At 66.1% G+C, this 8,939-nt stretch carries 7 protein-coding genes and 2 pseudogenes; 4 read left to right on the top strand and 5 right to left on the bottom strand.

All coding sequences use genetic code 11. From position 1 onward, the window contains the following. Positions 1 to 140, top strand: a pseudogene (locus MKK63_RS11860) (IS481 family transposase); the annotation flags it as partial. On the opposite strand, the pseudogene MKK63_RS11855 reads toward MKK63_RS11860, so the two are convergent. The 5 genes and pseudogenes from MKK63_RS11855 to MKK63_RS11835 all read right to left on the bottom strand — a co-directional run. After that, a pseudogene (locus MKK63_RS11855) lies at positions 138 to 836 on the bottom strand (dihydroxyacetone kinase subunit DhaK); the annotation flags it as partial. The pseudogenes MKK63_RS11860 and MKK63_RS11855 sit on opposite strands and share 3 nt — an antisense overlap. 374 nt (positions 837 to 1,210) lie before the next feature. Beyond that, the gene (locus MKK63_RS11850) at positions 1,211 to 2,149 is read right to left on the bottom strand and encodes a carbohydrate ABC transporter permease (protein WP_409564505.1); all 939 of its coding nucleotides are present in this window, start codon (positions 2,147 to 2,149) and stop codon (positions 1,211 to 1,213) included. Continuing rightward, the gene (locus tag MKK63_RS11845; protein ID WP_244001878.1) at positions 2,146 to 3,102 is read right to left on the bottom strand and encodes a carbohydrate ABC transporter permease; all 957 of its coding nucleotides are present in this window, start codon (positions 3,100 to 3,102) and stop codon (positions 2,146 to 2,148) included. The genes MKK63_RS11850 and MKK63_RS11845 overlap by 4 nt, the downstream gene beginning before the upstream one ends. A gap of 23 nt (positions 3,103 to 3,125) precedes the next feature. Further along, positions 3,126 to 4,430: an ABC transporter substrate-binding protein gene (locus tag MKK63_RS11840; protein WP_244001876.1), complete on the bottom strand. Its 1,305-nt coding sequence runs from the start codon at positions 4,428 to 4,430 to the stop codon at positions 3,126 to 3,128. Between the two features lie 74 nt (positions 4,431 to 4,504). Next, entirely contained in the window at positions 4,505 to 5,566 is a 1,062-nt protein-coding gene (locus MKK63_RS11835) for an ABC transporter ATP-binding protein (protein ID WP_244001874.1), read from the bottom strand. A gap of 257 nt (positions 5,567 to 5,823) precedes the next feature. On the opposite strand from MKK63_RS11835, the gene MKK63_RS11830 reads away from it, so the two are divergent. From MKK63_RS11830 to MKK63_RS11820, 3 genes are read left to right on the top strand one after another with little or no spacing between them, the layout of a single operon-like run. Next, positions 5,824 to 7,017 (top strand): fumarylacetoacetate hydrolase family protein, encoded by a 1,194-nt coding sequence (locus MKK63_RS11830; RefSeq protein ID WP_244001873.1) that lies wholly within the window; start codon positions 5,824 to 5,826, stop codon positions 7,015 to 7,017. Between the two features lie 47 nt (positions 7,018 to 7,064). Continuing rightward, the gene (locus MKK63_RS11825) at positions 7,065 to 8,432 is read left to right on the top strand and encodes an FAD-binding oxidoreductase (protein WP_244001871.1); all 1,368 of its coding nucleotides are present in this window, start codon (positions 7,065 to 7,067) and stop codon (positions 8,430 to 8,432) included. Between the two features lie 10 nt (positions 8,433 to 8,442). Then, positions 8,443 to 8,727 (top strand): DUF167 family protein, encoded by a 285-nt coding sequence (locus MKK63_RS11820; protein ID WP_244001869.1) that lies wholly within the window; start codon positions 8,443 to 8,445, stop codon positions 8,725 to 8,727. The last annotated feature ends 212 nt before the right edge of the window (positions 8,728 to 8,939 follow it).

Below are 8,939 nucleotides of genomic sequence, written 5' to 3'. Positions count from 1 at the left end.
TCAGCGCCTACAACTTCGCACGCCGCCTGAAGACCCTGCGGGGTCTCACGCCCTACGAGGCCATCTGCAAAGCATGGTCCGCAGAGCCCGGACGCTTCAGATCAAACCCGCTCCACCAAATGCCGGGACCAAACATCTAGCTCGCCGGCCGGGGGCAACGCAATGCGTTCCACGCCGGGCTCGCCATGTATGCCGAGGCCGAGCTCAGCCTGCCCCTCCTCCAGACGTTCGCTGCGCGGCGAGCCGGGGATCGTGCAGGTCGAGACCGCGATGCCGAGCGATTTCGCCGCCTCCGCTGCCCGGCGGGCGAGGGCCGCCACGTCCTCCAGCGGGACGCCCGCCTCGGCTGCGTGACCGGCGACCTTGTGGACGAACAGAGTGCCGGCGACACCGCGGGGCTGCTTGGCATCCGGAAGGGCGATGTCGTCGGATACGATCACGGTCTCGACGCGGTGTCCCAAGGCCCTGGCACGCTCCGCGGCCAGTCCGAAGTTCAGCCGGTCGCCCGCATAGTTCTTGACGACGAGCAGGCATCCGGCGGGCCCCGTTACGGCAAGGATCCCGGCCAGCACCGCATCGACGCTCGGCGAGGCGAAGACATCGCCGCACACGGCGGCGCTCAGCATCCCGGGCCCTACGAATCCGGCATGGACCGGCTCGTGACCGGAGCCGCCCCCGGACACCACCGCGACCTTGCTGGAATTCAACTCCGCGCGCAGCACGACGCGGATGCCGGGATCGCCGTCGAGCCGAGCGAGGCGTCCTCCGCTCGCGGCGATCAGGCCGTCGAGGGCGTCGTTGACCAGGGTGGCGCGGGCGTCGATGAAATGGGCCATGGCGTGACCTTCGGTGGTGCGGTCCGCGATTCTGCGTCAGCGGCGGTGCGTATTGTCTGCGCAATCCGGCTATTTGGGCAACCGCCACGGTCGTTGCGAGCCGAGCGATCGCGCCGCGCCACCAGCCCCTTCAAGGTGCTGGGTCAAGCACGAGGGCTCACGGCGGGCGAACCCATTCCCGGACAGGTGGATCGGCAGCGGAACCTGATCCGGGATCCGGCGCGCTTCTCGGATCACCGCACAACATCCTGAAAGGGATGGCTGCGCCTGCGTCTCCAACACGCGCCCTCGTCCTGTGCTTCAGCGCTGCGCTTCGGCACATCGGGATGAGGTGGAGCGATGCACGGCCCGTAAATTGAGGTCCCGTCCGAACGTCACTCCTTCACCGCACCGGTGAGGGCCGAGACGTAATATTCCACGAAGAACGAGTACAAAATCACCAGCGGCAGCGATCCGAGCAGAGCGCCAGCCATCAGGGAGCCCCACTTGTAGACGTCGCCGTCGACGAACTCGCTTACAACCGCGATCGGCACGGTCTTGTTCTGCGTCGAGGACAGGAAGGTCAGCGCGTAGATGAACTCGTTCCAGCAGAGCGTCAGGGAGAAGATCCCGGCCGAGATCAGGCCCGGGAAGGCCAGCGGCAGGATGATCTTGGTAAGGATCTGCAAGCGGCTCGCGCCATCTATCAGCGCGCACTCCTCCAGCTCGTAGGGAATGGTCTTGAAGTAACCCATCAGGAGCCACGTCGAGAACGGGATCAGGATTGTCGGATAGGCGAGGATCAGGGCGATCGGTGAGTCGAACAGCCCGTAGGCCTGAACGATGGTGGCCAAAGGGATGAACAGGATCGAAGGCGGTACGAGATAGGCCAGGAAAATCGCCGCCCCGACCCAGCCGGCGCCTCGATAGCGCACGCGAACGCAAGCGTAGGCGGCGAGCACGCTCGCGAACAGAGACAGCGCGGTGGCGGCCACCGACACGTACATCGTGTTCCAAAGCCAGCGCGGATACTGCGTCTCGAACAGCAGCTTGTGAATATGCTTGAACGTCGGTTGCACCACCCAGAATGGGTTGTAGTGCTCCATGTCGATCAGCTGCTCGTCCGGTTTGATGGCGGTCAGCGCCATCCAGTAGAACGGGAACAGCAGCACAACGAGAATGATCGCGAGCGGCAGGTAAGTCGTCACCAGCCGCCGCGGCAGACGCTCCAGATAGGCCATGCCCTCCGAATTATCGGTGAGGCCAACCGGCTGGGCGGCCAGGACGGGATTGAGATGCGGATCGGCATGGGCGGGCGGTGCAGGTGCGCTCAACGGTCGGACTCCCCGGCCTGCCAGGCCCGGCGCTGCAGGCCGAACCACGAGATTCCGATGGCGGCGAGCAGGAACGGCACCATGGCGGTGGCGATGGCGGCCCCCTCCCCCAGCGTGCCCGACAGGATGCCGCGCTGATACGACAGGGTCGCCATCAGGTGCGTGGCGTTGACCGGTCCGCCGCGGGTCATGGCCCAGATCAGCTGGAAATCCGTAAAGGTGAACAGCACTGAAAAGGTCATCACCACGGCGATGATCGGCGTCAGAAGCGGAAGGGTTATTCGCCAGAAGATCTGCCAGTTCGAAGCGCCGTCGAGCGTCGCGGCCTCATACAGGGAGGGCGAGACAGTCTGGAGCCCGGCCAGCAGCGTGATCGCGATGAACGGTACCCCGCGCCAGATATTGGCGAAGATCACGCAGGCCCGGGCCATGGCCGGCTCGCCCAGGAAGTCGATGTTGCCATCGATCACCCCAAGATGCCGCAACGACCATGAGATGATCGAGAACTGGCTGTCGAAGATCCACCAGAACGCGATGGCCGAGAGCACGGTCGGGACCACGAAGGGGATCAGCACGATCGACCGGACGATCGCCTTGAACGGCATGTTCTTGTTGAGCAGCAGGGCGAGGTAGAGCCCAACCGCGAACTTCACCGCCGAGGCGACCGCCGTGTACAGGCAGGTGTTGAACACCGAGAGCCAGAACACGTCGTCGTCCCAGAGCCATTCGTAATTCTCCAGACCGATGAACACTCCATCCCGGCCGATCCGCGTATTGGTGAAGGACAACCAGATGCCCTTCAGAAGCGGATAGGCCAGGAACAGGCCGAGGATCAGCGCGGTCGGCAGCATGAACCAGAAGCCTGCCCAGCCGCGGCTCGCCCGCAGGCGCTGCCAGCCTGAGCGGGTCGGGACCGCGACTGGGGCGGGTTGCGTCAAGGCCGTGTGCGCCATGCTGTCGCCTCTCGCGCCGCAAGTCAGGTGTTGCGGAAGATGCGCTGGGCGGCGCGCTCGGCGTTCTTGATCGCGCCCTTCACGTCCTCGCGACCGGTGCAGTGGCTGGCGAACATGTCGACCACCACGAAGTCCGCCAGCACCGCCGCGATGCGCTCGCTCACCGGCGCGAGCCCGCCCGCCGCCAGGGAACGCCGCCCGGCCTCGGCAAACACCGCGTTCTTCGGGTCGGCCGTCCAGATCGGATTCTTGGGATAGTTCGACAGCGGCTGGCACAAGTAGCCCTGTGCCTGCTCCAGCCACGGATTGTAGTTCGATGCCTCCATCAAGAAGGCAATGAACGCCTTGCAGGCATTGGGCGCTTTCGAATACTTGAACGCCAAGATCGGGAAGGCGAGCTGGAACTCGGTCGGCTTGCCGACCGGGCCGACCGGCCAGACCGCGTGATCCATGTCCTCGGCGAGTTTCGGGTTGTCCTTCTTGGCGGCGGCGTAGATCGAAATGCCGTTGTTGGTGAGATACAGGTCGCCCGCCAAAAACGCCTTGTTGTTCGAGGAATCGTTCCACGAGACGGTGCCGGGCACAAAGGTCTCGTAAAGCGATTTGACGTATTCGAGCGCTTTGGCGGTCTCGGGTGAATTGATGACGATCTTCTCGTTGGCATCGACCAGATTGCCGCCATGCGACCAGAGCGCCCAGTGGCACCACGTGTTGCCGTCGCCGGTGGCGTGGCCGAGCGCGAAACCGGCGGGCGTATTATTCTTCTTCAGGCCGCGGCAGAGTTCGAGAAAGCCGGCAGTATCGGTTGGAAACTTTTCGAACCCAGCCTTCTTCATCGCCGAGATGCGGTAGTTCGGGTATCCGCCGTTGAAGGCAACGGGGATCGCGATCCACTTGCCCTTGACCTTGCCGTAGGCCTCCGCGGACGGGAACCACGGGCCATACTTCTTGGCGAGGGACTCGGCGACATCCTCCAGCTGCAGGCACTTGTCGGGGAAGAGCGCCGGGAACGAGAACAGGCCCCAGACCATGTCGGGGCCCTGCCCCGTATTGGCTGCCACTGAGGCCTTGGGCTGGATGTCGTCGTAGGATTCGTTGCTGACCGTGATCTTGACGCCGGTCGCCTGCGTGAAGGCATCGACCATCTTGAGGAAGGCCTCGTCCTCGCTCGGGATGAAGCGCTTCCAGCGCAGGAGCGATAGGCTGGCCCCCGGCTCGGGCTTCCACTCGGAACTCTGCGCCCAGGCCTTGGCGAAGCCGAGGAGGTCGCCGCCTGCAACGAGCGCGGCAGCGCCGGCGAGGAGGGAGCGGCGGTCGGTACCTTGCATGGGTGGCTTCTCCCGGGATGTGTTGCTTAGTGGGACCGGTTTACCGTCCCGCCGTCCGAGCGTTCGGAAGCCGTTCAGGTGGGCAGACGACGGCCGGTCTCGGCATCGAAGAGGTGCACGCGGTTCGGGCGCAGGAAGACGGTTTCGCCCGGCCGTTCGGTCACGCGTTCGCGCAGGACGCAGGTGAGATCGTGGCCGACCGCACGCACCGCCAGCATGGTCTCCGAGCCGGTGGGCTCCACGACGACCACCTCTGCGGCGATCCCGTCCGGGGTGAGATCGAAATGCTCGGGCCGGATCCCGAGGACGAGGGGCTTTCCTTCGACGCCGACCGGTATGTCGGTCAGCGGGATGGTCAGGCCCGTATCGGTGACGAAGGTCAGGCTGCCGTTCGCCCGGATCTTGCCGGACAGGAAATTCATAGCCGGCGAGCCGATGAAACCGGCGACGAACAGGTTGTCGGGCCGGTCGTAGAGTTCGAGCGGCGGTCCGATCTGCTCAACCACGCCGTCGTGCATCACCACGATCCGGTCGGCCATCGTCATGGCCTCGATCTGGTCGTGAGTGACGTAGATCGTCGTGGTCTTCAGGCGCTGATGCAGCTCCTTGATCTCGGTGCGCATGGCGACGCGCAACTTCGCGTCGAGGTTCGAAAGAGGCTCGTCGAACAGGAACACCTGCGGATCACGCACGATCGCCCGCCCCATGGCGACGCGCTGGCGCTGCCCGCCGGAGAGCTGGCGCGGATAGCGGTCGAGGAGATGGGTGAGCCCGAGGATCTGCGCGGCCCGGTTGACCCGCAGGTCGATCTCGGAGGCGGCCGCTTTCCGGATCCGCATCGAGAACGCCATGTTCTCGCGCACCGTGAGATGCGGGTAGAGCGCGTAATTCTGAAACACCATCGCGATGTCCCGCTCCTTGGGCGGTACATCGTTCACGACCCGCTCGCCGATGCGGATCTCGCCGCCGGAGATGTTTTCCAGCCCGGCGATCATCCGCAGGAGCGTTGATTTTCCACAGCCCGACGGGCCGACCAGGATGACGAATTCACCATCCCGGATGTCGACCGAGACACCGTGAAGGATGTTCGTCGATCCAAAAGCCTTGCGTACCTCGCGGATTCCCACCGAGGCCATGCTTCCTCCCGATCTAGGCCGCTCTGTCGGCAGCTCTGTGAATACAGTACACGGGAGCGTGAGCAGGAAAGCAAGGCGTCACCTTCATCATCCTGCAGAATATCCCGGTTCTGTCATTCGTCCTCGAACGGGTGGGTTACGGGGCGGTCGTGGTGAAACGGCGCTCAAGCCACAGCTCTCATTCGGGATGCTAAGGCTGCGCCGCCCCGGCCCGGAAGCAGGCTGCGGGACCGGCCATCTGGGGACAGGGGAGCACCATGCCGCTATCGGGTCTGAATGCGCACGCGATCCTGCCCGTAGACGGATGCCGCGGTTCGCTCGTGGGTCGGGTTTGGCGTCCGGACGCGCAGGGTCCGAGCGTCGTGGCGATCCGCGCAGGTGCGTCTGACGAGGCGCGGGTGATCGATGTCACGCCCCGTCTGCCTACGGTGAGCGACCTGTGCGAGCAGCCCGATCCCGCCGCCGCCCTGCGGGACGCCCAGGGCGAGGATCTCGGCAGCCTCGATACCATCCTTGCGAATACGCCGCCGGATTCCCGCGATCCGAACCGGCCATGGCTTCTCGCTCCGGTCGATCTCCAGGCCCTGAAGGCCGCGGGCGTCACCTTCGCGACCTCCATGCTGGAGCGGGTCATTGAGGAGCGCGCCCGGGGCGACCTCGCGGCCGCAGCGACGATCCGTGCCGAGGTCGAGCGCTTGGTCGGCCAGGACCTGCGGCGGCTCAAGCCCGGCTCGGCCGAGGCGATGGCGCTCAAGGCCGTGCTGGTCGCGCAGGGCGCATGGAGCCAGTATCTCGAAGTCGGCATCGGCCCGGATGCCGAGATCTTCACCAAGGGGCAGCCGCTCTCGGCCGTGGGCTGCGGCGCGGATGCGGGCCTCCACCCGGAATCGCACTGGAACAACCCGGAGCCCGAGGTGGCGCTCGCAGTCGCGTCGGATCAGCGGATCGTCGGCGGGACGCTCGCCAACGACGTCAACCTGCGCGATTTCGAGGGCCGCTCGGCGCTGCTCCTCGGCAAAGCCAAGGACAACAACGCCTCCTGCGCCGTCGGGCCGTTCCTGCGCCTGTTCGACGAGACCTTCGATCTCGACACGATCCGGCGCACCACCGTGACGTTGGAGGTGACCGGCGCGGAGGGGTTCCGCATGGAGGGTGCCTCGCCGCTGGCCGAGATCAGCCGCGATCCCGACGAACTGGTGGCAGCCCTGATGGGGCGCACACACAACTACCCGGACGGTGCCTTGCTGCTGCTCGGCACGATGTTCGCCCCGATCGAGGATCGGCACGGGCCAGGCCTTGGCTTCACCCATGTCGAGGGCGACCAAGTCGTGGTGGCGAGCCCGGAACTCGGAAGCCTCGTCAACCGCATGCGCCCGTGCGACGCTTGCGAGCCCTGGACCTTTGGGGCCCGCGCGCTGATGCGCAACCTCGCGGCGCGCGGATTTCTATGACACAGCCTCGGGCTCCAGCGCCGACATTTCCCGTCGAGACCCTGCCGATGACGAATGCCGCCCTGCTCGACCGCCTCGCCGCGATCGTCGGACCGTCCGGCCTCGTCACCGGTGACGAATTGCGCCAGCGCTCGGCCAACTGGACGCGACCCACCGAACCCTGCGCGGCCTTCGCGTTGGTCCGCCCGCGCAACACCGCGGAGACCAGCGCCGTGCTGGCAGCCTGCCAGGAAGCGCGCGTCGCGGTGGTGCCGCGCGGCGGCGCCACCGGGCTCGTGGATGGGACGCTCTGCGCGCCCGACGAGATCACGCTCTCAACCGAGCGGATGACCCAGATCGAGCCCGTGGATCCGCTCGGCATGACCGTCGTGGTCGGCACCGGCGCCACCCTCGAAAGCGTGCAGAACGCAGCGAGCGACAGCGGCCTGTTCTTTCCCCTCGATCTCGGCGCCCGGGGCTCGGCCACGGTCGGCGGCGCGATCTCCACCAATGCCGGCGGCCTGCGTGTGTTGCGCTACGGCATGATGCGCGAGATGGTGCTCGGTCTCGAAGCGGTGTTGGCCGACGGCACGGTGGTGTCCTCGATGCGCCCGCTGATCAAGAACAACACCGGGCTCGACCTGAAGCAGCTCTTCATCGGCACCGAGGGCACGCTCGGCATCGTCACGCGGGCGGTGCTGCGGCTGCGTCCGGAACCGGCCGGTTACGCGACCGCGTTGATCGCCTGCCCGGGCGTCGATGACGGTGCCAGGGTCCTGCGCGCGGCGCAGAGCGCATTCCAGGGGCGCGTCTCGTCCTTCGAAGGCCTGTGGCCGGATTTCTACCGGGTGATGACATCCCCCGGCCGGGCGACCCCGCCGCTCGACCACGACTATCCGTTCTACGCGATCATCGAAGTCGAGTGTGTCCCCGAGGAATCCGAGCGGTTCCTCGGCCTGCTGGAGCGCCTGATGGGCGAGGGTACGATCCTTGATGCCGCAATCACCGCCTCCGAAGAGCAGAGGCGCGGGATGTGGCGTATCCGCGACCGGGTAGAGCACCTAAACGCCGACGGGCTCGACCGTGCCTTCGATGTCAGCGTGCCGCTGGCGAAGATGGATGGCTACGTGCGCGGTGCGCTCGAACGGCTCGCCGCGATTCCGGGCTGCCGGGCCGTGGTCTACGGCCATATCGGTGACAACAACCTGCACTGGAACACGAGCCGTCTTGATACCGTCGGCAACGCCGCGATCGATGCGGCGATCTACGAGCCGCTGGCCGGGCTGAAGGGCTCGGTTTCGGCCGAGCACGGGATCGGGCTGGAGAAGCGGGGCAAATTGATGCTGTCGCGCTCGCCTGAAGAGATCGCCGCCATGCGCCTCGTGAAGCGGGCGCTCGATCCGGACAATCGGCTGAACCCCGGCAAGATTTTCTGAGACCCGCCCGATGACGGTTCGGCTGGCGGTGCGGCTGACACCCCGCGGCGGGCGGGACGCCACCGAGGGATGGGCCCGGGACGAGAAGGGCCAGCCCTACCTGAAGGCCCGCGTCGCCGCCCCGCCGGTGGAAGGCGCCGCCAACGCTGCGCTGGAGAAGATGATTGCCAAGGCCCTCAAGGTGAGCCGAGGTTCGGTGCGGATCGCGGCTGGCGACCAGAGTCGGTTGAAGATTCTGGAGATCGATGGGATCGCGCAGGCGGATCTGGAGCGGGTGTTCGGCCAGTCCGGCTAGAGCGCTCTCCGTCGAAGTGGACGCCGGTTCGGCGCAAGAGAGCGCGTAAAAACAAAGGCTTAGAGCCGTGATCGATTGCAACGCGCACGGTACACGACACAGTGGCGGCGGGCGGCGCGCCGTGGTGGACTGAGGGATTCCTCGCCAAAGGGATCCCCCCATGTCCGCTTGTCTGCGCACCGCCCTGATCGAGAGCCTATCGGCGCATCTGG

The sequence above is a fragment of the Methylobacterium sp. J-088 genome (genome assembly GCF_022829295.1).
Classification (GTDB): domain Bacteria; phylum Pseudomonadota; class Alphaproteobacteria; order Rhizobiales; family Beijerinckiaceae; genus Methylobacterium.
This window is presented reverse-complemented; position numbering and strand designations above follow the sequence as displayed.

Coding starts and splice junctions, on each gene's coding strand:
- MKK63_RS11835 (WP_244001874.1), bottom strand. CDS start 5,566: ATGGCCTCGGTGGGAATCCGCGAGGTACGCAAGGCTTTTGGATCGACG.
- MKK63_RS11845 (WP_244001878.1), bottom strand. CDS start 3,102: ATGGCGCACACGGCCTTGACGCAACCCGCCCCAGTCGCGGTCCCGACC.
- MKK63_RS11830 (WP_244001873.1), top strand. CDS start 5,824: ATGCCGCTATCGGGTCTGAATGCGCACGCGATCCTGCCCGTAGACGGA.
- MKK63_RS11825 (WP_244001871.1), top strand. CDS start 7,065: ATGACGAATGCCGCCCTGCTCGACCGCCTCGCCGCGATCGTCGGACCG.
- MKK63_RS11840 (WP_244001876.1), bottom strand. CDS start 4,430: ATGCAAGGTACCGACCGCCGCTCCCTCCTCGCCGGCGCTGCCGCGCTC.
- MKK63_RS11820 (WP_244001869.1), top strand. CDS start 8,443: ATGACGGTTCGGCTGGCGGTGCGGCTGACACCCCGCGGCGGGCGGGAC.